Annotated in this window: 17 protein-coding genes; 5 read left to right on the plus strand and 12 right to left on the minus strand. The window is 39.7% G+C overall.

Going from position 1 to position 26,856, the window contains the following annotated elements; all coding sequences use genetic code 11:
* Positions 1–58: 58 nt before the first annotated feature.
* On the minus strand, positions 59–541 hold the full coding sequence (locus tag ACM40_RS02895) for an SRPBCC domain-containing protein (RefSeq protein WP_048501313.1): 483 nt from the start codon (positions 539–541) through the stop codon (positions 59–61).
* A gap of 201 nt (positions 542–742) precedes the next feature.
* On the opposite strand from ACM40_RS02895, the gene ACM40_RS02900 reads away from it, so the two are divergent.
* The 5 genes from ACM40_RS02900 (at position 743) to ACM40_RS02915 (ending at position 6,979) form a co-directional block, all read left to right on the plus strand.
* A complete protein-coding gene (locus tag ACM40_RS02900; protein ID WP_048501314.1) occupies positions 743–2,290 on the plus strand; it encodes a sensor histidine kinase in 1,548 nt (515 codons plus the stop codon).
* Between the two features lie 165 nt (positions 2,291–2,455).
* The gene (locus tag ACM40_RS02905) at positions 2,456–3,142 is read left to right on the plus strand and encodes a response regulator transcription factor (RefSeq protein WP_002982671.1); all 687 of its coding nucleotides are present in this window, start codon (positions 2,456–2,458) and stop codon (positions 3,140–3,142) included.
* Between the two features lie 79 nt (positions 3,143–3,221).
* Entirely contained in the window at positions 3,222–3,848 is a 627-nt protein-coding gene (locus ACM40_RS02910; RefSeq protein WP_048501315.1) for a hypothetical protein, read from the plus strand.
* A gap of 18 nt (positions 3,849–3,866) precedes the next feature.
* A complete protein-coding gene (locus ACM40_RS20210) occupies positions 3,867–4,226 on the plus strand; it encodes a hypothetical protein (protein WP_083996770.1) in 360 nt (119 codons plus the stop codon).
* A 68-nt stretch (positions 4,227–4,294) separates the two neighbouring features.
* Positions 4,295–6,979 (plus strand): TonB-dependent receptor domain-containing protein, encoded by a 2,685-nt coding sequence (locus ACM40_RS02915; protein WP_053077088.1) that lies wholly within the window; start codon positions 4,295–4,297, stop codon positions 6,977–6,979.
* 334 nt (positions 6,980–7,313) lie between these two features.
* On the opposite strand, the gene ACM40_RS02920 is transcribed toward ACM40_RS02915, so the two are convergent.
* From ACM40_RS02920 to ACM40_RS02970, 11 genes are all read right to left on the minus strand, one after another.
* Positions 7,314–7,811, minus strand: coding sequence for a phosphoheptose isomerase (locus ACM40_RS02920; RefSeq protein WP_048501316.1), 498 nt, complete (start codon positions 7,809–7,811; stop codon positions 7,314–7,316).
* A 49-nt stretch (positions 7,812–7,860) separates the two neighbouring features.
* Complete coding sequence (locus tag ACM40_RS02925; RefSeq protein WP_048501317.1) at positions 7,861–10,131, minus strand: GH92 family glycosyl hydrolase; 2,271 nt, start codon at positions 10,129–10,131, stop codon at positions 7,861–7,863.
* A gap of 4 nt (positions 10,132–10,135) precedes the next feature.
* The gene (locus ACM40_RS02930) at positions 10,136–11,011 is read right to left on the minus strand and encodes an ROK family protein (RefSeq protein WP_048501318.1); all 876 of its coding nucleotides are present in this window, start codon (positions 11,009–11,011) and stop codon (positions 10,136–10,138) included.
* Positions 11,012–11,149: 138 nt separating this feature from the next.
* Positions 11,150–13,564 (minus strand): endo-beta-N-acetylglucosaminidase H, encoded by a 2,415-nt coding sequence (locus ACM40_RS20215; protein ID WP_083996772.1) that lies wholly within the window; start codon positions 13,562–13,564, stop codon positions 11,150–11,152.
* A 55-nt stretch (positions 13,565–13,619) separates the two neighbouring features.
* Positions 13,620–15,755, minus strand: coding sequence for an endo-beta-N-acetylglucosaminidase H (locus ACM40_RS20220; RefSeq protein WP_228376122.1), 2,136 nt, complete (start codon positions 15,753–15,755; stop codon positions 13,620–13,622).
* A 181-nt stretch (positions 15,756–15,936) separates the two neighbouring features.
* Positions 15,937–17,364 carry a glycoside hydrolase family 125 protein gene (locus ACM40_RS02945; RefSeq protein WP_048501319.1) on the minus strand — a complete coding sequence of 476 codons (1,428 nt, stop codon included), beginning with the start codon at positions 17,362–17,364 and terminating at the stop codon, positions 15,937–15,939.
* A gap of 32 nt (positions 17,365–17,396) precedes the next feature.
* Complete coding sequence (locus ACM40_RS02950; protein WP_228376123.1) at positions 17,397–19,631, minus strand: GH92 family glycosyl hydrolase; 2,235 nt, start codon at positions 19,629–19,631, stop codon at positions 17,397–17,399.
* A gap of 128 nt (positions 19,632–19,759) precedes the next feature.
* Entirely contained in the window at positions 19,760–20,731 is a 972-nt protein-coding gene (locus tag ACM40_RS02955) for a glycoside hydrolase family 130 protein (RefSeq protein WP_048501321.1), read from the minus strand.
* Between the two features lie 41 nt (positions 20,732–20,772).
* A complete protein-coding gene (locus tag ACM40_RS02960) occupies positions 20,773–22,065 on the minus strand; it encodes an MFS transporter (protein WP_048501322.1) in 1,293 nt (430 codons plus the stop codon).
* A gap of 183 nt (positions 22,066–22,248) precedes the next feature.
* Positions 22,249–23,877 (minus strand): SusD/RagB family nutrient-binding outer membrane lipoprotein, encoded by a 1,629-nt coding sequence (locus ACM40_RS02965; protein WP_048501323.1) that lies wholly within the window; start codon positions 23,875–23,877, stop codon positions 22,249–22,251.
* Between the two features lie 10 nt (positions 23,878–23,887).
* Positions 23,888–26,788, minus strand: a complete 2,901-nt coding sequence (locus ACM40_RS02970) for a SusC/RagA family TonB-linked outer membrane protein (protein ID WP_185097180.1) — start codon at positions 26,786–26,788, stop codon at positions 23,888–23,890.
* Positions 26,789–26,856 lie beyond the last annotated feature (68 nt).

The following is a 26,856-nucleotide window of genomic DNA, read 5'->3' on the forward strand; positions in this document are numbered from 1 at the left end:
ATAGATCTGAAGCAAGCACAAAATCATTCTCAAATTAACTCATTTTCAAATTCTCAAATTAAATAATTTCTGCAAGCTGTGTCAGTCCCATTTTAAATCCCTCCTCAAATCCCATTTCCAGCTGTTGATTCATAGCTTCCGGTGTCGAAAAGTAAATATTGATGGTCACTTTTGTCCCTTCTTCCACTCCCGTAAAGCCAAACAGCCATTTCGACTGCGCAAAATCTTCATTGATATTGCCATTTTCATCACAAAAAGCATCTACTCCATCAAAGCTGCGGTGCTCTGTAATTTCACCATAATTTACTTTGGCATAATGTCTTTCTCCTTCCGGACCAACCATTGAATATAACCATTCGCCTCCTTCTTTGAAGTCCTGTGATTTTGTTTCACATTTCCAGGGTTTCGGAGCCCACCATTGATCCAATAATTCAGATTTGGTAAAATAATCCCATACTTTTGAAACATCAGCATCATATATTTTCATGACATATACGCTGTTCGAATCAAAATCTTTGTTAAAAATGATATCAGAGTCCATAAATAATTATTTTTATTAAAGCTAGGTATTTAAACGTTTACAGGACTTTCCATAGGACAAGTTATTTTAAATTCATAAATAATTGTTAAAAAACTCCCTTTTAAGAGAAATTATACAATTTTTTGGCTCGTTTTTTGTTTATGAAGTCTTAAAATAATTAATTTTAACATTCATTTTTTTCCAATATATTAAAATCAGATAATGAATAATAAATTCATCCCAATAATTTCGGTGTTTATGACAATCTCACTGATTGTTTTTGTTACGCTCCAATTTTATTGGCTGAAAAGATATTACAATGTCCTGGAACAGGATTTTTCAAGCAAAGTATATACCGCATTAGAAAGTACTGTAAAAAATGTTTCAGAAATCGAGGTGGAAAAATACATGAATGAAAACAATAAGAATTTCAGAAACAATATTATTGCCAACAGTAAGCAACCTTCTCTGACTACGATACAGCAGGTAGAAGATTCCGGTACACAAAGACAAATTATCTATTCTAAAAATATCATTGAAAAAACACAGCTTCCCATTTCTCAAAGAGGAGATTCTATAAAATGGACCACTCTTTACAGTGACGAAGCAGCATACAAAATAAAAAGGGACACTACCAAACCCGAACAGCTCACTGCAGAGATCAATAATGATATTGAAAACGGTGATTATACCATAAAGGAATTTGCTAAAATTTATGGAAATAATTTACCCATTACAAAAAGAGTTGACGATAAAGTTCTTGATTCGGTTATCACCAAAGAACTGAAAATAAGGGGAATTTCTGCAAAATTCGGATATGGAGTTACCGATAAAAACAATAATCTCACCAGTATTGTCAATAAGGCTTATAAGGAAAAAAAGGATAACAATACGTATTCATATCCCCTTTTCACAGATACAAAAGACCGGACTTTATACAGTCTGGCTTTGGTATTTCCTAAAAAAGAATACTCCCTGGCCATGAATAACTGGCCGATGCTCCTGGGAACTTTCCTTTCATTGCTGACCATTCTTGGGATTTATATTATTTCCATCAATTATATGATGAGACAAAAGAAGCTGGCGGAAGTAAAGACAGATTTCATCAATAATATGTCTCATGAATTCAAAACCCCGCTGGCAACAATTTCCGTAGCTACGGATTCTTTGGCCAATGACAAGATTGCTACAAACCCGGATAAGGTAAAATATTATTCGGAGCTGATCAAGCAGGAAAACTTAAGGATGAAAAAGCAGGTGGAAAACGTTTTGAATATGTCCAAGCTGGAAAGAAACGAAGTGGAGCTATTCTTAAAAGAAACCAATGTACGGGAACTGATCAAGAAAACAACGGAGTCTTTCAACCTTATTGTTCAGCAGAGAAACGGGTCCCTGAGACAGGAATTCAATGCGACCAATTATATTTTTAAAATAGATGAGTTCCATATCTCAAATATGCTGGTGAATCTTCTGGATAATGCCAATAAATACTCCCCGGAAGCACCTGAGATTGATGTAAAAACAAGAAATGAAGGAGACTGGTACGTCATAGAAATTTCCGATAAAGGGATGGGAATGGAAACCCAGAACAAAACCAAGATTTTTGAAAAATTCTTCAGGGAAGAGACCGGTAACATTCACAATGTGAAAGGACAGGGACTGGGACTTTCTTATGTAAAGAAAATTGTAGAGCTCCATAAAGGACAGATCATCGTAGAATCTCATAAAGACAAAGGAAGTACGTTTACGATCAAACTGCCGATGAGCTAAAATATAAATGATAAGTGATAAGTGATGAATGATAAAAGTTCAAGAATCAATCATCGATCATCATTTATCAATAATAAAATAGAAACCAAATAACAAAATATAAGAAGATAGAGTGAGAACGTTCATTCTTAAATTTTTAATTATTAATTTATAATTATTAAAATCATGAGCAACAGAATATTATTAGTAGAAGATGATCAGAGTTTCGGGGCTGTGCTGAAGGATTATTTAACAATCAACAACTTTGAGGTAACCCTTGCTACCGATGGAGAGCAAGGTTTGAAAGAATTTACAGAAAATGAGTTTGACATCTGTATTTTTGACGTAATGATGCCTAAAAAAGACGGGTTTTCATTAGCTGAGGACGTAAAAAAAATCGATAAAAACACCCCTATCATATTCCTTACCGCAAGAAATATGAGAGAAGACATCCTTAAAGGATACCAACTTGGGGCAGATGACTATATTACAAAACCGTTCGATACAGAACTTCTTTTATACAAGATCAAAGCCATCCTGCAGAGAAGCTCCACTTTGGAAAATGAAGAGCAGGAGCAGTTCAAGATCAGCAACATTTTCTTCGATTCCATGCTGAGACAGCTGAAAGTAGGCGATAAAGAATACAAACTTTCTCCAAAAGAAAATGAACTTTTGAAACTTCTTTGTATCCACAGAAACGATTTCATGCCGAGAGACCTTGCCCTGAGAAAGATCTGGAAAAAAGAAAATTATTTTACCGCAAGAAGTATGGACGTGTATATTGCAAAACTTCGTAAACTCTTAAAAGATGATGAAGGATTGGAAATCATTAACGTTCACGGTGAAGGATTCAGGCTTTTGGTTAAAAATTAAGCCTAAATACCAATTATAAATATAAAATTAGCAAAACAATTAAAAATGTTTTGCTAATTTTGTTTCATACCGATTGGATATGAAAAATACATTCTTGGGCGTTATCGCCATTTCAATATTGGCTGTTTCCTGCAAAAAAGACGAAAGACCTACTTATATAAAAGAAGAAGCGGGTATTCAGCAGCCCAGCGTGGCAGTTAATTCAACTTCCAAAACTGTACTGATGGATCAGGCAGGTGTACAGTCCAATCCAAATCCGGTTTCTGCCACAGTAGTTCCGGGAATTAAAAATCCTCCTCACGGACAGCCTGGCCACAGATGCGATATCCCCGTAGGACAGCCGCTCAATGTAAATCCGGCGACTATTCAGACAACCCCCGGCCAAAATCCTAATAATTCCATTAAGATAGATGCCAATTCTATGTCATCAGGCAAAGTGGTAGTCGATAATAATGCAAAACCGGTTAAAACGGCTCCGGGAATGAATCCTCCACACGGACAGCCCGGGCACAGATGTGATATTCCTGTAGGACAGCCTCTCAACAGCAAGCCTGTTCCGGCACCACAGCCTGTTCAAAGTGCCGCACAAAATGTTCCCGGCCCGGTAACAGCACCGGCCCCCACAGGCGAAAAACCTAAACTTAACCCGGCACATGGAGAGCCATGGCACAATTGTGCCTTAAAAGTTGGTGATCCTTTATCTTAATTTTGTATTTTTGCAGGGATGAAGCTGTTTCACATTCTTACAGTTATTTTTTGTCTGGGAATTTTTTTGGTTCCCAAGGATAGCTTCTACTCTCAATCTATGCAGGATACCTGCTGTAAAGCGGAGACCGGAAAAAATGACTGCTGCAAAAATCACCCGACAAAAGACAGTAAAAACAACCCAGCAAAATCTTCATGTAATGACGACTGCTGTTCAACATGCGTTGCATGCTATACTTACATAGAAACACCTTTTTCGAGGAATTTACACTTTGAACTGTCTTATTACAAGGCTAATAAGAATCCACAGTTCCACTATTCACCACCCCATTTATCAGACCGTTTAAAAGAGATCTGGCAACCTCCCAAAATAGCTTAATTATCACACAGTGAGTTCATTAAACAATTTAATGAGCCGTTTTTAATTAATCTAAATTTTTAAACAAAATGAAATTATATATTACCAGGTTTATACTTGGTCTAATGATCCTTTCTGCAAACTTTATATCTGCTCAAAACCTTTCAAAAAGCCAGTTTAAGGTCAAGGGAAACTGTGATATGTGCAAATCCAGAATAGAAACAGCAGCCAGAAAAGCAGGCGCTAAAACTGCTGTATACTCTATTGATCTTCAAACTTTAACATTGGAAACTGACAGCAGGGTTTCTACAGACGAAATTTTAAAGAAAGTAGCCGAGGCCGGCCATGATAATGAAAAATTCAAGTCCTCCGATGAAACCTATAAAAGTCTACCGGGATGCTGCCATTATGAAAGAGACCTTCAGCCTTCCATTGCAGAAGCTCATCAGCATCATTCTAAAAAAGAAAATGAGTTTTATGTAAAAGGAAACTGTGCTTCATGTAAAGCGAGAATAGAAAAAACCGCAAAAGAAGCCGGTGCGGATTCCGCAGAATGGAGTGCGGAAAAACAGACGGTAACCTTAAGCTTTGATCCTTCAAAAACTTCATCGGATAAAATTTTAAAAGCAATTGCAGATGTCGGTCATGACAATGAAAAATATAAAACCTCTGATACGGTTTACAAAAGCCTTCCCGGATGTTGTCTATACGACAGAGATATTCCGTTCGGAGAAACCAACCCGAATGTACATTATGAAGAAGGGGCAAAACACGACGATCATACAGAACATGGCGCATCCCTTAATGAAACTCATGAGCAGCACGAGAAAAGCATTGAAGGGGTAACGGTTACCGGTTCGAAGGCCGCCACTGCATTAAGTAAAAAGGAAGCAGGTCTTGTTTTTAATATTGATAAGAAAGAATTACTAAAAGCAGCTTGCTGTAACCTGTCTGAAAGCTTTGAAACCAATGCAACTGTAGATGTGTCTTTCAGTAATGCTGTTACCGGTACCAAGCAGCTTAAAATGCTCGGTCTTGACCAAAAATATACCAGCTTAACCAAGGAACTTCTTCCTGAAATCAGAGGGCTGGCTTCGGCTTACGGGCTGAATTTCATTCCCGGAAGATGGATCGAGAGCATCCAGCTGACAAAAGGAGGAAGTACAGTAACCAACGGCTATGAAAGCATCACGGGACAAATCAATACTGAACTTCTGAAAAATGCCAAGGAACCTGAAACTTCATTAAATATTTTCGCTGATTTCAACGGAAGAGCGGAAGCCAATATTACCAGCGTCTCCCCTATCAATGAGAAATGGTCACAGACCTTTTTACTGCATGGAAACGGAACTTTCGGGGATACGGACATGAATCACGATACTTTTCTTGACAGACCGAAAGGCACACAGATCAATGCAGCTTATCTCCTTAATTATAATGACCTGGAAAAATCGGGATTCGGATCACATTTCGGAATCAATTTTATCAGGGATGAGAGAACAGCCGGACAAGTTGGATTTGATAAGAAGCTGGGGCAGGATGAACAGCCTGCTTACGGTGTAGGTATTGATATTTCAAGATTCCAGGTCTGGAATAAGACAGGATATGTCTTCAAAGGAAAGCCTTACCAAAGCCTGGGATGGATGAATCAGTATGTATACCACCAGCAGGACAGCTTTTTCGGACTGAGAAATTATGCAGGGAAACAACATACGTATTATTCAAATTTAATATTTGAAAGCATTATCGGGAATACCAATCATAAGTACAAGGCCGGAGCCAGCTTTTTATATGATGGCTATGAGGAAACGTACTTAACAGACAATATGAAAAGAAATGAGATCGTTCCGGGAATTTTTGCAGAATATACATTAACAGGGTTAAAATATACTTTAGTAGCAGGAGCCAGAGCAGATTTTCATAATCTGGCAGGAACCCAGTTTACCCCGAGACTTAATTTTAAATATGATTTCACGCCTCAGACGATCTTAAGACTTTCTGCAGGAAGAGGATTCAGAACGGCTAACGTTTTTGCTGAAAACCAGCAGTATTTTGCATCGAACAGAAGTATTCAGATCTTACAGAATGGCGGTAATATTTATGGGTTAAAGCCGGAAATCGCATGGAACTATGGGGCAAGCTTACAACAGGAGTTTAAGCTTTTCGGAAGAAAATCTTCGGTTGTCGCTGATTTTTTCAGAACGGATTTCCAGGATCAGGTACTTATTGACCTCGATCATGCTCCACAGCAGCTTACCTTTTATAATTTAGAAGGAAAGTCTTTTGCCAATTCTTTCCAGACCCAGTGGGATTTTACGCCTTTCAAAAATTTTGATGTAAGATTGGCTTACAAATATTATGATGTTCAGGCAGATTATATAGACGGCAGAAGAGAAGTTCCGTTCATGGCAAAGCACAGAGGATTTGTAAACCTTGCCTATACAACTAATAAAAATGACAAAGGAGGATTCTGGAGTTTTGATACAACGCTGAATTGGGTAGGAAAGCAAAGACTTCCAAATACTTCAGGCAATCCGGCAGAATTCCAGCTTCCTGTATACTCTGATTCTTATGCTGTGTTGAATGCTCAAATCTCGAGGAATTTCAATAAAAAGATCAGAGCTTATGCAGGAGGTGAAAACCTTACATCTTATTACCAGAAAAATGCAATCGTAGATTTCAGAAATCCTTTCGGAAATTATTTTGACGGAGGGATGGTATATGCCCCTATCATGAAAGCTAATTTTTATGTAGGACTGGATGTAACTTTCTAAGTTTTAAACAAAAAATTTAAAGGATACCGATGATTTCTGTCGATAAAATTCTACAGCCTGTCGATATATATCGATGACTTTTATAAGGAATTTTATTTTAGAATATTGTTACTTTGTAACTGTAAAACCAACCCAATAAGAATACTGATAGTTATTCCGGTGGGAAGGTTTACAGGAACAAAAATGATGAAATAAAATACAGAAGTAGGGATAACCTTGAACTTTTTGAAAAATTAAAAAAACACAAAGATTTAAAAAAGTAAACTTGGTTTATAGGTTATTTTGACACAAAAAAAGACTGTTTTAAAAACAGTCTTTTTTATTTTACAGATATTTATCTTCCGAAATCATCCTGTACCCTCACAATATCATCTTCATCCGAAGGATTTGAGGCATCGGTATGCTGCCATATTTCAGCCACTACACCCCAACCATCCAAACCTATCAGCCTGTGTCTTTCACCCTGCTGAAGCTTGATCTGATCTTTTGGGTGATATTCTTTCAGCTCGCCTTCTTCATCGGTATTGCTGGTTTTTATCCCAACGGTACCTTCCACAACCTGCCAGATCTCGGCTCTGCGGTGATGGTACTGCCAGCTTAAACGAGCGTTCGGGGCAACAAGAAGGATCTTCGGGCTCAATTTTCCACCTATTTTAAGGCTTTCTACATCAATCCCGTCAAAATACTGATTGGCAAAATTCTGCGCCTGGTTTTCATCAATCACGAAAAATCCCCCCCATGGCCTGGTATTATCTTTTGATGCAATAGTAAACCCCTGGGATTCAAGCACTTTTTCTATCTTATCGAATATTTCTGTTTTCTCTGCATTCATAAATTGTATTTCTTTCTAAATTATTTTTTAAATATAAAGGTTGTAATGATTATTCTTTCGACATTGAATAAGGAAAATCTTTTTCCTGTGATCCTCTTTCTTTATTCGGTTTATTATCCATTTGGAAATCCAGTACGGCTCCATTCGTCAACTCTTTGTGGTTCAGCCAGTTTTTCGAATATGATTGATTATTTACTTTCAATGACTTAACGTATAGATTTTCTGCACTGTTTTCCGCGGCATTTATTACAATTTTCTTGCCGTTTTCCAAATGGATTACAGCTTCTTTAAAAAGCGGCGCTCCCAAAACATATTGGTCTGTAGCTGGTGTTACGGGATAGAATCCTAAGGCAGAAAATACATACCACGCAGAAGTCTGGCCGTTATCTTCGTCCCCGCAATATCCATCCGGGGTTGCATAATAAAGCTTATCCATCACCTGTCTTGCCCAGTACTGCGTTTTGTATGGGGCACCTGCATAATTGTACAGGTAAATCATATGTTGGATCGGCTGATTTCCGTGAGCATACTGTCCCATATTCATGATCTGCATTTCGCGGATCTCGTGAATCACACTTCCGTAATAGCTGTCATCAAATACCGGCGGAAGCGAGAATACTTCATCCAGTTTGGTTTCGAATTTCTTTTTTCCGCCCATCAACTGGGATAAACCGTCAATATCCTGGAAAACAGACCAGGTATAATGCCAGCTGTTTCCTTCGGTAAAAGCGTCACCCCATTTAAACGGATTGAATGGTGACTGAAATTTCCCATCCTTGTTTTTACCGCGCATCAGACCTGTTTGCGGATCAAACATATTTTTATAATTATACGCTCTTTTTTTATAAATATCAATTTCTGAAGCCGGTTTTCCCAATGCTTTTCCCAACTGATAAATGGCAAAATCATCGTAGGCATACTCCAGGGTTCTGGCAGCATTCTCATTAATCTTAACATCATAAGGAACGTAGCCTAAAGTATTGTAATATTCTACTCCTCTACGGCCTACAGCATCGATCGGGCCTTCATTATTGGCTCCGTGTTTTACAGCCTGCCAAAGAGTTTCTATATCGTATCCGCGAAGTCCTTTGATATAAGCATCCGCAACCACTGAAGCGGAATTGTTCCCAATCATAATATCAGAGTATCCGGGGCTGCTCCACTCCGGAAGAAATCCGCCTTCCTTATACGTATTGGCCAAACCTTCCTGCATTTCGACATTCATGCCCGGATACACAAGGTTCAGGAAAGGATAAAGAGCGCGGAAGGTATCCCAAAATCCGGTTCCTGCGAACATTTTCCCATCCAGGATTTTCCCGTTATAGGGGCTCCAGTGTTTTACTTTGTTCTGAGCATCAATCTCGTATAATTTCTGAGGAAAGAATAATGTCCTGTACAGCGAAGAATAAAAGGTCCTCATCTGCTGATCCGTACCACCTTTTACTTCAATTCTTCCCAGGGTTTTGTTCCAGATATTTTTTGCATCTGTTTTTACCTGTTCAAAATTCCTGCCTGCGATTTCCCTTTTAAGATTCAGTTCTGCCTGCTCGAAACTGATGAAAGAGGAAGCCGTTCTTGCATAAACGCTTTCTTTATTTTTTAATTTAAAACCAACAATTGCACCTGCGTGATCACTTGTGATTTCCAGCTGGTTTTTCACAAAAACACTGTCTTTCCAGGTGGTAGTCAAATCAAAATCCTTGTCAAACTGGACAACGAAATAGTTTTTGAAATTGTTATATTTCCCCCTGGAATATTTAGTGGTGTACCCAAGAATTTTTCTTTCTTTAGGAAGGATTTTGATGTAAGATCCTTTATTCAGTGCATCAATAACGATATAGGCGCTGTCTGTCTTAGGAAAATCAAATTTGAAGAAAGCTGCTCTTTCTGTAGGAGTAAGTTCTGTAGTCACATTAATGTCGGCCAGATAAACGCTGTAGCTGTAAGGCTTTGCCACCTCAGCTTTGTGGCTGAACCAACTTGCCCGTTCTTCCTCCTTAAATTTTAGTTTACCCACACCCGGCATGATCGCAAAAGCGCCGTAATCATTCATCCAGGGTGATGGCTGATGGGTTTGCTTAAAACCTTTTATTTTGTCTGCATCGTAGGTATATGCCCATCCGTCACCCATTTTCCCCGTTTGCGGAGTCCAGAGATTCATTCCCCAGGGAAGTCCTATAGCAGGATAGGTATTTCCATTGGACAAAGAAGGTTTGGACTGTGTTCCCATTAAAGGGTTCACATAATCGGCAAGAGATACTTGTTGGCCAAATGCCAAGATATTGAATAGAATAAAAAAACTTGAGAATAAAGACTTCATGATATCATTTTGTTAAATTGATCCTGGCTTTCTTCAAAGCATACCCTGCAGCACCAAGAATAGCCGCATCTTCAAAAATAGCAGAAATTTTAATAGGAAGATTGATTTTATGCTCTGCTAAGTGCTGATTTAACCTCCTTTTAAAGTAAGGATATATTTTTGCAATATTTCCGCCTATGACAAGTACTTCAGGATTGTAATCCTTTACGTATTTCACTATAAATTCGGCAAAGGAATCTGCATAGTCGTTAAATATTCTGGTTTGTATCTCTTCGGGCTGATCCAATAAATCTTTGGTTCCGGATATGGTTCCACCGGTCAAAGCAGCATACTGATTAACGAACCAGCGTGTTGCCAGGTAATCTTCACAGATAGAATCTTTGAAAGGCGAGTCCCATAAATCTTCGTCCGAAGCTGTTTCTCCATTATAGAAAGCTGTTCCCAAACCTGTTCCAAGGGTTACCCCAAAAATCTTATGATATTCCTGTACGCAACCGCCAAAAACTTCTCCTTCAAGAAAGGCTCCGGCGTCATTCACAAAATGAATCTGATCCGGGGAAACTGAAAGTCTTTGGGCTAATTCTTCTTTAATATTAACTTTATAAATATCAATAAATTTTCCCTGCTGCATCAGCGATATTCCATTTTCATAATCGAAAGGGCCCGGCATGGCTATACCGATCAGAAGCTCATTTCTGACAAGATTATGGATCACCTTTTCAATGGCTGAAATCCAGGCAGAAAAAATGGTTTCCCGTGCCTCGAAGGAGTCAACATGTTCTCTTACATAGGTAGAACTGATAATTTCACGTTTTTCAGGATCAACCTGCGCCATGGTGATGTGCGAACCGCCGATGTCTATTCCTACTATATTCTGCATTATATTCTTTCTTTATGTTCTGTAAATTATTCTTTTTCATTAAAAGAGACAGACAGGAAAGTAATGACTCCCCGTCTGCCATCCTAAAATCCCCTAATTTTATTTTTACTTTTTATACGCCTTTTGAGGATTCAATTTTTATTCTATGATCACCTTCCCTGAAGATTTTATCTTACTGTCTTTTGAATTTATTTTATAGATATAAGTTCCTGCAGATAAATTCCCGGTACTGATCAGTATATCATTTTTATCAATTTTCCGGTTGATGATTAACTTTCCCGCCATATCATACAATGCAATTTCGCTGACTGTGTTATCTTTAATAGTAAAGTGAATATCATTTCCTTTTTTAACCGGATTGGGATAGGCAAAAACTGTATTATTTTTTTCTGAATCAATATCTTTCGTGGAAAGCGCAACAGCACAGGCTACATCTGTTCTCCAGTTTGTCGCTGACATATTGACCAGAGTTGCAAAATGAGTATTTACCGTAGCGTCCAAAGCCCCGTTTCCGCTGCCTTCGTTCATTTTCCAGTTGGCTTCAAGATTGGGAGAGTTAGCCGGAACATTGCAATTATTAGCAAGAATTTCGGAAGACGTCAAGGCTCTTTTCCAAACTCTGAATTCATCCAGAAATCCGTTAAGGGTACGGGAATTGTCATAATTCCTGGCCAGATAAAGAATCCCGTTGGCTGTAAAATTTCCGGAAGCCGCTACACTGGCATCAAGCACCCCGTTGATATAAATTTTCATGGTTGATCCATCGTAGGTTGCAGCTACGTGATTCCATGTATTAGTTGTCAATGCTGAAACACTGTTAAGTTTTACCTGAGCAGATCCGAAACTTAATATAAACTGCAGTTTGTTATTGGCCAGATTTCCGTCTCCAAACCTCAGCATTGCAGAATTACTATCGCCTACTTCAATTCCGATTACCGAGGAAATATAGGGAAATGCTGTTTTAAAAGCATTTACTTTTACCCAGCCTTCGAACGTTATGGCATTACCGCTAAGATTAAACTGCCCTGCATTCAGGTAGTTTGTGCTTCCGTTAAAAGAAAGAGATCTTGCCCCCGGGCTCTGAACAGGTGTAAAGCCACTGTTGAAAGAGGCATCAGCAGTATATGAACTGCTGTTTGTTGCGCTGCATACTGCCTGTACTCTCCAGACATAATTGGTATTTTCCGTTAATCCGGAAAGTGTATAGTAAGTTGAAGAGATATTCTGAACATCAATCCAGGTGCTTGCAGCAGCTGTTTTGTACTGCAGATTGTATGAAGATGCCCCTGGTACAATATCCCAGGACACTTTTGTTGTAGCTCCCAAAAAGCCCTCAGATTTTACTCCGGACGGCGTGGCGCACCCGTTTCCCGAATTAAATCTCGGGGCAAAAATGTAAGTACTTTTTAGTGTTGCCGAGCAGTTAGACTGTATTCTCCAGTCATAGTCTGTATTTAGAGTGAGGTTATTAACTGTGATATTGCTTCCTGTATAGTTGCTTGCAATATTGGTCCAGGTGGTTGAATTAGCCGGTTTATAATCAATATTATAAGTCTGTGAGCCATTGACTGTCCAGTTTAGTTTGGCTGAAGTACCTGTAATATTTGTAGCTTCAAGTCCCAGTGGCGGATTACAGGTATCTCCCTGTGTCCAGGAGTAAAGAGGACCGGTAAGCAGCGTATTTTCAGTGTAGAGAATATTTGATCCTGTACTCAGGTAACTTGCATTGTCAACTCCATTAAGATCGTACCACATGAATACGCCGTAACCATCATTTTTGGTATTGGTTGCCAGCGTGGTAAGTGTAGCGGCAGAAGTGGATTGAGGGTTAGAATTGCGGATCCATGTAGCCGCAGCCGAAAGCTTGGCATTGGTAAGAGGCGGTACTGAAGGTGCACTGTAAGTTCCATAGTAAGGATTCCAACTGTAATTGATATAATTTCCGGCTGCATCACCGTTGTAGCTTTGTCTTGACGTTGCGGGCCCCAGGTAATAAAAAGTGATTAATTTATCCGGCATTGCAGCTTTGAGTTCCTGTAAAAGCATTACAAAAGAACTGGAGTTGGGCTGCCCGGTTCCGTTGTTTCCATAGTCTGCATATTCGTCATCCAGATCAATACCATCCAGACCGTAAGTGTACACTGTATGTGCAAGCTGCAGGGCAAAATCTTTTGCGGCTTCCCTGTTCGGGAAATTTGAAATTCCGGCTCCCTGATGGTTTCCGAGGATGTCCAGAAGTACCTTAATTCCTTTTTGCTGCAGAGGTCTTACATAAGTGTTCACATCATTCAACACTTTTGTCACGTTATTGTTATTGGCAATGTAAGCCCTGTTTTTGGAGACATCATAATTGATATTGGCAGCAAAAATAATGGCAACATCAAAAAGCTGCCTGTTCGTATTCTGCAAAGTATACGATCCTGCATTCAGCATATTATTATTGTTCACTTCTACATAGCAGACTCCCACAGGATTGAGCTGCTGGGCTTTAAGTATGGATGCCCCTTGAACGACCAGTAAGATCAGGGCGGTAAGAATAGATTTTTTTTTCATAGTATTAATTTAGTTTTGGTAAAACCACCGGGCCTGAGCCCGGTGATGGTGATTCTTATTTTATAATTAATTTTTCAGTCTGCTTAAGGCTTCCGTTCTGAGATTCAAATTGAATAATATAATTTCCTTCTTTAAGCCTTGAAAGGTCATACTGCTGATCTCCTGTATTGATTGTTTGTGTTTCCAGAGGATTACCGGTAAGGCTATATACCGTTAGTTTTCCTTTGTTATATTCTTCCGGAACTGAAACTGTAAATGGTGAAGATTTGCTTGCAGGGTTCGGGTATAATTTCACCTGCTTTTTAGCTGTAACCTCTTCCAGGATTGTTGCATTTTGATTTCTTGCTGCCGCAGAGCCTGCCGGACATGGTATATCTGTTCCCCAGTTGGACGCATCCACTCCCGTTAATGTCAGAGTAATTCCGTTTCCTGAGCTGTCCTGAACAGATGAACCGCTTCCTTCGTTAAATTTCCAGTAAGCGGCAAGAGAAGTCGCCGGAAGTGTGACATTGCACATATTCTGGCTGATTTCTGTCTGACTTAATGCTCTTTTCCAAACACGTACCTCATCTACTTTACCATTGAAATTCCTTGATGTATTATACAAATATCCTACATTGAATGCTCCATTAGAGTTCACACTTCCCGTCTGGGATTTGCTTGCATCAAGAACTCCATTGATATAAATTTTCATTGATGAGCCATCATAGGTTGCCGCAACATGATACCATGTATTGGCATTCAAAGCTGTATTGGCAGTTAGTTTTTGCTGTACATTATTGATACTTACCACAAACTGAAGCTTATTGTTGGCAATATTGGCATCGCCCAGTCTTAAAAACGCAGAATTGCTGTCGCTTACCTCCGTTCCCCAAAGAGACGAAATATAAGGTGATGCAGATTTAAAAGAAGATGGTTTTATCCAGCCTTCCATTGATAATGCAGATCCGCTTAGATTAATGTTTCCCGCTGCACCTGATTCTGTGCTTCCGTCAAGTGAAAGAGAAGTGGATCCCGAAGGAGCTGTTCCTGTCCCGCTGTTGAATCTCGGGGCAAACATATAGGTACTTTTTACACTGCAATTGGTTCTGATTCTCCAGTCGTATTCCGTATTGGCTGTTAATCCTGAGATGGTTACGGAAGTAGCAGTGGTAGCTGTTGCAGCGTTCGTCCATGTAGCAGAAGTAGCAAGCTTATAATCTACATCATAGGTGCTGGTTCCTACTGCTGACCAGTTTAATTTTGCACTTGTTCCTGTAAGGTTACTTGTAAATAATCCGATCGGGGCATCACAATTGGTTCCCTGCGTCCATGACTGTAAAGCAGTGCTTAAGATAGTCTGTTCTCCGTATAATGTCTGTGTTCCGGCTGAAAGCTGTGATGTTTCATTGGTTCCGTGGAGGTCATACCACATAAATACTCCGTATCCGCCATTCTTCGTCTGGGTAGCCAGGCTGGTTGTAGTGGAATTGGAAGTATTTCCAAGCCATACGGCTGCCGGAGAAATCTGTGCATTGGTAAGAGGCGGTACGTTTGGTGCAGAGAAAGTTCCATAATTGGCATTCCAGCTGTAGTTGACATAATCTCCCACTCTGAGTCCGTTCCATGAAAGTCTTGAAGCTGCCGGACCATAATAATAAAAAGTAATCATTTTATCCGGCAATAGGGCCTTTAATTCCTGTACAAGCATCACAAAAGAACTTGTATTGGGCTGGCCGGTGCCGTTTTGTCCGTAATCCGAATATTCATCGTCAAAGTCGATTCCGTCCAGACCATAAGTATTTACAGTATGGGCAAGCTGTTGGGCAAAATCTCTCGCCGATTCACGGGTCGGAAAATTACAAATACCTGCTCCCTGATGGTTCCCCAAAATAGTCAGCACTACCTTCATCCCTTTTGCCTGAAGGGGCTTTATGTAGGTATCTGCATTGGTGAGCACTTTTGTAACGTTATTGTTACAGTACAGGTAAGGTCTGCCTCTGCCCGTATCATAATTGATATTGGCGGCAAAAATATTGACGACATTAAACAAATATTTACCTGATGTCTGCAGTTTGTATGAACCGGCATTCAGGATATTATTGTTGTTTACCTCCACATAGCATATTCCCGTAGGATTAAGCTGCTGCGCATTCAGCACAGGAATTGCATGAATGATCATTACGATCAACATAGTAATGGCTTTTTTCATAATGTTTTTTTTAAGTTGTTTAATGTATTTATATCTATTCATCCTCTCCGGCAATGAAGAAAATGACCAGCTGCTGGCCGAAAAATTTCATACGGAACTCCTTCAATGAAATTTTTGTAAAACACTGAAACTAAAAAAACGGGAATAAAGGGTATGCTGCTACCTGCTGCAAATATCGAATCTAAGTCAGTAAATCCTGATTCTCGTTAAAGGTTTTCCATAACAATTCTCCAAATAATGTATTGGCCCAGGCAAACCATTCTCTGGTAAATTTTTTATCGTTATCCTTGTGGAAGGATTCATGCATAAATCCTGTTCCGCCATGGGTTTTCTGTAATGTTTCTATGCACCATCTGATCTCCTTCTTATCGTTGGAAGTAAGCGCTTTCATGATGATACTCATCGGCCAGATCATATCAAGCCCAATATGTGGTCCGCCGATTCCTTCCGCCAGCTTTCCTTTGAAGAAAAACGGGTTGTCCTTTGACCAGACGTATTTCCTGGTATTCAGATAAACGGGATCGTCTGCTTTTACCGCATCCAGATAGGGTAATCCAAGCAGGCTCGGACAGTTGGCATCATCCATCAGGTTGTAGCTTCCAAATCCGTTGGTTTCAAAAGCGTATATTTTTCCATGTTGCGGATGATCATAGATTCCATATTTTTTAATGGCCGCATCCACCTCATCGGCAAGGCTATTCAGCTGCTGAGCCAGCTTCTGGTCATTCTTGATCTTTGAAACCATTTCTGCTGCCTGGCGTAAACTTATAACAGCAAATAAATTGGATGGTATGAGAAAAGCATAGATGGTCGCATCATCACTTGGACGGAACATGGAATTGATCAATCCAACAGGGTTTGTTGGGTAGCCGTAGCCTCCCATCGGAATTCCGTCTGTAGCCCAGGCTGTGGTACGCTCGAATTTGTATGGCCCCAAGTCTGTTTTCCTCTGCTGTTCTTTAAAAGTCTGTAGAGTAAGCTTGATACCTTGTAACCAATTGCTGTCAAACGGTTTTGTATCCCCTGTTGTTTTCCAGAAGTGATAGGCCAGACGGATAGGATAGCAAAGTGAATCTATTTCCCATTTTCTTTCATGGATGCCGGGTTTCATATCCGTATGATCATATTCTTTCCATTTGCTTATTTTGTTTTCATCGTTATAAAAAGCATTGGCATATGGATCTTTCAGAATGAATTCTGTCTGTTTGTGAATAACTCCCGAGATCAGTCTGTGAAGTTTTTCATCTTTTTTTGAGAACTGCAGATAAGGAAAAACCTGTGCAGAGCTGTCACGAAGCCACATGGCATCAATATCTCCTGTAATAACATAAGTATCCGGAGCTCCATTTATTTCTTTATAAAAAACAGTGGTATCTAAAGTATTGGGAAAACAGTTTTCGAAGAGCCAGACAAGTTCTTTATTTTTTACTTTCTTTTTAAAGGCCGAAATTGCATTTTCTACCGCTTCACTGGTAAAATGTCTTTTATCTTTAGGAACGCGGACAACAGGGAAATCTTTCGTACCCAGCGTTTTTGCAAAAACATTCTGAGTAAAGAATAATCCAGCTCCAGCCAGTGCACTTGTCTTTATAAAGTTTCTCCTTTCCATTATACTTTTTATTTCTTTAATTTTTTATTGATTTATTTTACAGGCTTGCTTCCCATGACAAATTTCAGTTCGCCTCCGTTCATGATATCGCTGTGGCTGATTTCCCAGCTTTTGAACTCTTTACCATTTAAGAACATTTTCTGAACGTAGATGTTTTTATCTGAAATTTTATCCGCAATTACTGTGAAGGTTTTTCCGTTTTCCAGCTTTAAAGATGCTTTTGGAAACTGTGGCGCTCCGATGGCATAGACGGGTTTTCCGGGTGTAACAGGGTAAAATCCTAATGATGAGAAAATATACCAGGCAGACATCTGGCCACAGTCTTCGTTGTTGACAATTCCATCCGGTTTTGCTGCATACATATTATCACGGATGAATTTCACCATTTTCTGGGTTTTGTAAGGACTTCCTGCATAATTGTAAAGGTAAGGAACGTGATGTCCCGGCTCGTCGCCAAACCCAAGAGAACCAATAAATCCCGAAATATCAACATGCTGCTCTCCTTCCATTTTTAAAGTTTCAGTAAAGGTTTTATCCAATTTTTCTTCAAAGCCTTTTTTTCCACCGTACAGATTCATCATTTCATCGATCTGATGAGGGACGAAGAAATCATAGGCCCAGATATTTCCGGAAACCCAGTGTGGCTGAAGTTTTTTCCAATCATTTAATTTAAAATCAGCAATGAATTCCCCGTTCTTCTGTCTTGGCCAGAAATGGTTGTTTTCTTTGTTGAAGGTATTCAGGAAGTTCATGGAACGTTTTTTATAAACTTCTGCTTCTTCCTTTTTACCCAGCTTTTCAGCAAGCTGCTGAATGCACCAGTCATCGTATGCGTATTCCAGGGTTGCAGAGACTGAAGCACCGTTTTCGGATGGCGTGTAGCCCAGTTTGATATAATCATTCAGGCCTCCTCCTCCATCGCTGCTACTCATTTTATCGGTTAAAGAAGCATCTTTCATGGCTGCAAATGCTTTTTCCTGATCTATTCCCGGTACGCCTTTGGAAATGGCATCCCAGATTACAGATACACTGTGATATCCGAGCATACAGAAATTATCATATCCACACAGCTCCCAGATCGGCATATGATCTTTGCGATCTGTATACCTGCTGATTAAGGAATTGGCAAATTCTTTCGTATGTTTCTGATCCATAATAGTCAGCAAAGGGTGTGTTGCCCTGAAGCCGTCCCAATAGGAATAGGTGCTGTAATTGGTAAACCATTTCGTGTTCATGTTTTCCTGTGCGGCAACATAATCTCCGTTGGTATCCATATATAGGTTAGGCGCTATAAAGGTGTGATACACTCCGGTATAGAAAATTTTTCTCTGGTCATCCGTGCCTCCTGTCACCTGGAATCTGCTGATAAGGTCTCTCCATGTTTTCTGGGCAGTTTCTTTAGCTTTTGCAAAATCTACATTCTTTGCCTCGGCATCGAAGTTTTGCTGTGCTCCTTCCGTGCTTACCGGCGACAGGGAAACTTTCACTTCTATACTTTCATTTTCCTGAGTAGAAAATCTTACGAAAGCTTTGGCGTCTTTGGCAAGCGCTATTTTTTCATTTTCTTTTATCTTTCCTTCAGAATAAGTTCCGTAAGATTTGAATGGTTTTGAAAATTCCATCACAAAATAGGCGAATCTTTTGCCTCCCCAGCCGTTGCTGTAGCAATATCCTTTAATCTTATTGTTTCCCTCTATACTTACCAGCGTATGGTAAATATTTCCGAAAATCTTATTGGTTGGATCTATAATAATATTGGCCTCTTCACTTTTCGGGAAAGTATATTTGTGAAATCCAACTCTTGGTGAAGCTGTCAGTTCGGCTTTAATTCCGTAGCTGTCCAGCATGACTGAATAGTATCCCGGTGAAGCGGTTTCCTTATCATGAGTGAATGTCGAGCGGTAGCCGCTTTCCGGTTTGTCTTCTGTACCCGGAAGCATTTTTATATTTCCTACGGTTGGCATCACCAGAATGTCCCCAAGATCTGCCCAGCCTGTTCCGCTAAGGTGATTATGACTGAACCCCATAATGGTTTTACTGCTGTAATGGTATCCTGAACACCAGTCCCAGTCACCACTTTTGGTATTCTGATCCGGACTTAGCTGAACCATTCCGAAAGGAGTTGTAGCTCCCGGAAAGGTATGGCCATGCCCTCCGGTTCCTATAAAAGGATCTACCCAGGAAAGAATATCGTCTTTCCGTTGCTGGGCATTTCCGATATTGGAAACGAGAGTCAGTAATAAAAATATCAGGAGTTCTTTTTTCATAATCATAATACGGAAATCTTAAAAATCCTTCAAGATAGGAGTTTATTTAACAATACAAAAACCTCAACCATGATTTCAACAAGAGGAAAAATAAAGTTGACGGGCATATTTCACAGGTTTTAATCAGTTTAAAGCGAATTCTTCTTCATAAAATCAATGATTTCTGAAATATATCCAAATGCAATAGCTACAACGGTATCCGCCGCGCCATAATAGACTGTTACCTTATCCCCTTCTGAAAGTGCCGCACACGGGAATACCACATTCGGAATATCTCCTGTAAGCTCATACAATTCAGCCGGAGCCAGTAAGTAAGGTTTTGTTCTGTACAATACTTTTGACGGATCTTCAAGATCCAGTAATGATGCTCCCATAGAATAACGGAAACCTCTGCAGGTATTGATCACACCATGATAGAAAAGCAGCCATCCTTCTTCTGTTTTGATAGGAACAGGTCCAGCCCCGATTTTGGTACATTGCCATGCGCTGTCTTCAAACGGAGCCACTTTCATCACACATCTGTGCTCGCCCCAGTATTTCATATCCGGGCTGTAGCTGATGTAAATATCTCCGAAAGGGGTATGGCCATTATCACTTGGCCTGCTCAGCATGGCATATTTACCATTTATTTTTTCAGGAAAAAGAACTCCGTTTCTGTTGAAGGGCAGGAATGCATTTTCGCACTGAAAGAATTCTTTAAAATCAAAAGTATAGGCAATTCCGATCGTTGGACCGTGGTATCCGTTGCACCATGTGATCCAGTAGCGGTCTTCTATAAAGGCAACACGGGGATCGTATTTATAATCGGATTCTATCATTTCGGTATTTCCAGCTTTCATATCGATAGGATCGTGATTGATTTCCCAATTGATCCCATCCTTACTGAAACCTGCAAAAATATTCATCTGCACTGCTTTGTTGTCGCAACGGAAAACTCCTGCGAACCCGTCCTCAAAAGGAACTACTGCACTATTGAAAATGCTGTTGGAGGTAGGGATCGCATATCTGTTGATGATCGGATTTGCAGAGTAACGCCACATAATATCATGGCTGTCTTCCGGACGATCCTGCCAAGGGATCTTTGCTGGTTGAAATGTCATAAAGTATTTTTACTTTTTATTTAATGTATTTGATAAATGATTTAGTGTTCTTTTGGTTGTTCAGGATACGAGAATGGAACAAGCATTGTTACGACAAATGCCGGTATGGTAGCAATCAGAACCCAGATAAAAAACATTTTGTAGCCTACCCAATCGCTGATCATCCCGCTGAACATCCCGGGGATCATCACCCCAAGATTCATTATACCGGTAGCAAAGGCGTAATGAGCAGTTTTGTGCTCGCCGGGTGCAATTTGCTGCATGATATACAACATCAGGCCTACAAACCCGAATCCATAGCCAAAATACTCCACAACGACCGCAATACCCACCGGGAGCAGCTCTGACGGCTGAAAATGAGCCAGTAGTGCATAGACCACAAATGGAATATTAAAAGCAGAGCACAACCAGATCAATGATCTTTTCAATCCTCTTGCCGCAATGAAATAGCCGGCCAGCACGGATCCTAAAATAAATGCCGCTGAGCCGTAAGTTCCGTAAATAAGTCCTATATCTGAAGTGGATAATCCAAGCCCTCCCGATGTCCTCGGCGCTTTAAAAAACAAGGGGGCAATCTTTATCGCAAATCCTTCTGCAAAACGGTAGAGAATAATAAAGAGTACTGCCCACAGGATATTCTTTTTTCTGAAGAAAGAAGTAATAACCTCCAACAGCTCTTTACGGATATTCCGTGTTTTTCTGGCTTCCCTTTGCTCATCCTTTTTATTTTCTTTAGGCAAAACAGCATAATGATAAATGGCCAGAAGAAAAAATAGAAGACCATAAATTCCCATAATGATCATCCATGCATTGGTAACTCCTTTTGTTTTCTCCAGAACTCCTGCGAAATAGACCAGAACTCCACTGCTTATAATTTTTGCCAGATTGTAGAAAGCACCCTGCCAACCGATATATTTTGCCTGCTCCTTATTTGTCAGAAAATTGATATAAGTTCCGTCTGCTGCTATATCGTGTGTAGCACCGCAAAATGCAACAACAGCAAAAAGGGCAATGCTGTACCTGAAGAAGTCCTGCATCGGTAAGCTTAAAGCAATTAACGCAAATAGAATCCCTATGGCAAACTGGGTGGCTACAACAAAAAACTTCTTTGTTTTATAGATCTCCAGGAAAGGGCTCCAAAAAGGCTTCAATGTCCAGGAAAACATAATCAGGGCAGTCCAGAATGTAATTCTGGAATCTGAAATCCCCATATCTTTGTACATGATCCCGGAAACTGCATTAATGGTTACAAAGGGAATTCCCATTGCAAAATATAATGTTGATATCCAGAATATCGGTTTCACCGACTGTGTTTCAGAATTGTTGCTTCCCATGTTTAAACTAAATATTAAAGAAAAAGAGAGCCTCCCAAAAGCATCATTCCGAATTGAAACGAAACTAAAATTGAAGAACCTAAACTAACGTGTATCAGAAATTTCTTCTACCGGAATGAAAAATCAAATTAAATCTAACTTTTGAGACGGCCTCTTTATCTTTATACTGATCTGCTAAAATTATTACTTTTTATCCCACCATAGCTTGGTTCCCCCTGTATCAGGCCCTCCAAGGTACTGCAATGCTTGAGCATAGTTCAGGGTATTGTTTCTGTATTTGGTCGGAATAGGAACTCTTCTGATCATAGCATCGGTGCTGATGGTTCCCTGACTGTCATTGAGAACGTTTTTGAAAATAACAGGATAACCGGTTCTTCTCTGTTCTGCCCATGCCTCGGATCCGTCAGGATAAATAGCGATCCATTTCTGGGTCATAATTCTTTCTAATTTTCTTTCAAAAGAATCTCCTTCATTCCATTTAATAGTAATGGTGCTTAGCATTGGGTTTCCTGCTAAAATACTGTTTGATGCATTTTTAGGATCAATATAGGGAGCTTCCTTAGAAACGGCATCTGCCACATAAGTAGCATAAGATGCACTTTTCCCCCATTCTGCAAATGACATTTCGATACCTTTGTTGTAGTTTGTTCCTGCATCTCCTGCTCCGGCATACCCTCTAATGGCGGCTTCCGCTTTCAGGAACCATATTTCCGCAGCAGTAAATACTTTATTTTTACCATTGCTATTGGAAAAATAATCTCCATTGGCAGATGCTGCGATAGGCTGGGAGAAGTCTCCATATCTGTCTTTACTTCCTCCCATATCAACTCCCTGTCTTATTCCGATATACTGTCCGGCTACACTAGGATCGGTGGCAGGTTTTGCATAAGCAGATCTTCTCGGATCATTAAATCCGTTCATAAATGCCATTAATGGTGCCCCTATTTTACAGTCGCCCCAGGAATAAATAATATCGCTGAGAGGAGAAGCTCCTCCATAGTTAATCAGTGCATTTGCAGAATTGTCATCAATAAGCCCCACAGGAGATGCCAAAGCCTGTTCTGCATACGATCTTGATTTGGCAGGATCGGCATAACTTATTCTCATTGCAAATCTTAATTTTAAGGAATTGGCAAGTTTTGCCCAGTTGGCCAGGTTACCGCCATATATAAGGTCCGATTTGGTAATAACTGCCTTATCTTCAACACCCGGAGTCTGCTGCAGGTCTGAAATTGCAGAACTAAGGTCTGCAATGAAATTGTTATAAGCTTCCTGCTGTGAATCGAAATCCGTAATTCCCGTTGTAGGATTAGGTGTTTCAAATTTACTGTAAATGATGGGTCCGTGTGCATCTGAGACTTTACTTGCAGAGATTACTTTAAGAATTTTTGCAACAGCAAGAGATGCCTTAAAATTGATACCCGGATAGTTTTCTTTGATCACATTGTTAATTGTCTTTGACTTGTCAAAAACATCTTCCAGCTGCGTCATCATAATCCTTTCATTCCATCCGTCCATTATGAAATAAGTGGTGTTATTTCTCCCTCCATTATAAGGGGTAGCTGTACTGAATAAGCCACTAAACATATCCGCGTTAAGGTTGGTCTGTAGCTGATAGATCCAGTTGGTAGAACTTTGCTGGTTTCTCTGCATCAATTTCAGGGGATTTACAATCTGGGTGAAATCGGCATTGAAATTTTCAGGACCTCCAATGTACTCCTGGTTATATTTATCAAATTCGCCCGTGCAGCCTAAAGCAGCAAATAGCATACATGCACTGAGTGAAATGGTTTTAATATGAGATATTTTCATTTTGTTAAAATTAGAAGTTAGCTTTTAATGACAGACCAACTGATCTGGTAATCGGCATTCCAAACATATCGATACCTACACCTCCAGGATTAACTCCTGATACTTGTTCAGGATCGAATGGAGCGTCTTTATATAAGAAAAACAGGTTGCTTCCGATTAAGCTTATTGTTGCATTTTCCATATATTTTGAATGTACACCAAACGTGTATGAAATAGAAGCCTGTCTCAAACGCACGGCTGTCGCTTTATACATGTATGGTTCATCAATAGATCCTGATACTTTAGAATAGTATTTTTCAGCATCAGTCAATCCTGTATAAGGAGTACCGTTTTCGTAAACTGCATTTGGAATGGATACTCCTCCGTTATCACGGGCATCTGCGCTGGCCTTGCTTACCCCATACTGATCATTTTTAGCCTGGGTGTAGCCTAATACTTTTCCACCAAATTTTCCGTCAATAAGGAAACTGATTCCCAGTTTTCCGATATTGAATGAGTTGTTGAAGCCAAGGATGAATTTAGGGTTTGGATTTCCAAGGTACTGAACCTGGTTCTCATCCCTTAACGGAACTCCGTCTGCATCCACAATGATTCTTCCCTGACCGTCTCTTTTGAATACTGATCCATAAATATCACCGAAGGAACCTCCTACTTTTAATCTGTTATATCCTCCTCCTGTAAGCACAAAGGTTTTGTCTGCAGGAATCTGTAATCTGGATGGGAAAAGTTCTTTAATGGTATTTTTATTGGCGGAAGCATTTATTGTAGTTGTCCAGTCAAATTTGCTTCCCGCAAATACTTTATAAGATAAGCTGGATTCAAATCCTACATTCTGAATTTTTCCGGCATTAACATCAAATCTTCCGGTTCCGAATCCTAAGTTGGAAGATATTTCCACTGCCTGCAAAAGCTGGTTGGATACTACTGAATTATAGTAAGTGAAGTCAAAGCTTAAACGGTTATTTAAAAGTTTAAGTTCTGTTCCTGCCTCAAAAGTTTTGTTAAGTTCCGGTTTCGCAAAGAGTTCAGAAAATTCCGGATTGGTAACCGGTGATGAATTAGGAGTAATCATAGTTCCTGCATTTACCTGATAACGGTAAATATTAGGAGCTGTCAGGTTGGAATACAATCCGTTTCCAACTTCTGCATAGGAAGCTCTCACTTTCCAGAAATTGATGGATTCTGAAATATTAAAGATTTCTGATAAGATGGCATTGAAACCAATCGATTCATAATCAAAAGAAACTCTGCCGGTTCCCGACAGCGTTGAATCCCAGTCATTTCTGAAGGTAAGATCCAGATATAAGAATTTTTTATATCCTAAGTTAGCACTGGCAAAGACGGACTGGGTCTGTTTTTTTGTTCTGTATATTACATAACTCACTCCATTTCCGTTCTGGCCTGGCCATTGTAAATTATTCAATTCAAACAGGTTAGGAATTACCAAAAGATTATTCTCTAAACTACTTGATGAATATCTTTGTGTATTTATACTCCCGCCCACCGTAAAATCCAAAGAAATATCATCAGTAATTTTCGGGCTTCCGATTAATAATGCGTCGCCGTAAGTAGATGTACTTTCAATTACATCTTTGTAAATCTTACCATTATCATTTCCACCTAACAAAACAGGCAACGAATAAACTGCTACATTACGCTGGCTGTCTGAGGTAGTATAATTGTAATTTCCTCTTACCCTGGCCGATAGCCAAGGATTGATCTGATAGCTCAATGTCGCTGCACTGTAAAGATTTTTATTCTTTGTTGTCACAGGGTTTTTATAAAGAATCCAATATGGGTTTTGAGATTCCACGCTAAAGCTTCCGTCCGGTTTTATGGCCCACCAGTTCTGTGCAGGAAGCAGTCTGTTATTATTTTGATATGCATATTTTGAACCGCTGAACTGATCGAAATCAACACCTCTCGGTAACCAATACAGGTTTACAAGCGGGGAGTAATAGGAACCCGGAGTCAGCCTGTTTTTGCTGTTTTGTAACGATCCCATGAAGTTAGCATCAAGTGTCAGCTTATCATCAAGGAATTTACTTGAATTCCTGAAATTAATATTATACTGATCAAATACTGATGTAGGAATAATTCCTTTATTTGTCGTATTCCCTATAGAGAAAAAGTTATTGGACTTTTCATTTCCTGACTGGAATGAAAGGTTGTTAACCCATGTAGTCCCGGTCTGTAAAAAATCTTTCAGATAATCTTTTGAAGCTCCTTTTGGACCCCAGCTCTGTTGGGAACCTGTTTGTCCTGTATTAGGATCATAAGGAATAGTCTGAAGATAGCTGTGTTGCAGTTCAGGCAGGCTATAGGCCTGATCAAGAGTTAAACTTGTTGTATAAGATAATTTACTTCTACCTGCTTTTCCTTTTTTCGTTACAATCAAAACGGCACCGTTACCTCCCGCAGCACCGTATAATGCCGCCGCTGAAGCACCTTTAAGGAAATTGATGCTTTCAATGTCTTCAGGATTGATTGTACTTAAAACATCTCCGGTATCCGGCATGGAAGCAAAAAAGTCTACATTGGGTCCCTTTGTATTGTTAATGATAGGAATCCCATCAATCACATATAACGGCTGGCTGTTTCTTGTAGATTTATCCCCTCTCATCACCACCCTCACGGATCCTCCTACACCACCATTGGTTTTATTAATCTGCACATTGGAAACTTTTCCGTTGATTGAATTCAAAAGATTGGGTGTTTTTACTTCTGTAAGCTCATCCCCTCCAATCTGCTGGCTGGAGTACGTTAAGGACCGTACCTGCCTTTTTATCCCCAAAGAAGTAACAACCACCTCTTCTATTTTGGTTGTTTTAGCAGTATCTGCCTTTTTTGTTTCCTGTGCGTAGGCAGATAAAGAAATAGCTAATAAAACCGGTATAACAGTTTTTCTCATAAGGTTAGTTTTATTAAGATTTATTTGAGAATCAACTACATCGCTTTAAATATTACATGCATTTCAAA

The sequence above is a fragment of the Chryseobacterium sp. BLS98 genome (genome assembly GCF_001045445.1).
Classification (GTDB): domain Bacteria; phylum Bacteroidota; class Bacteroidia; order Flavobacteriales; family Weeksellaceae; genus Chryseobacterium.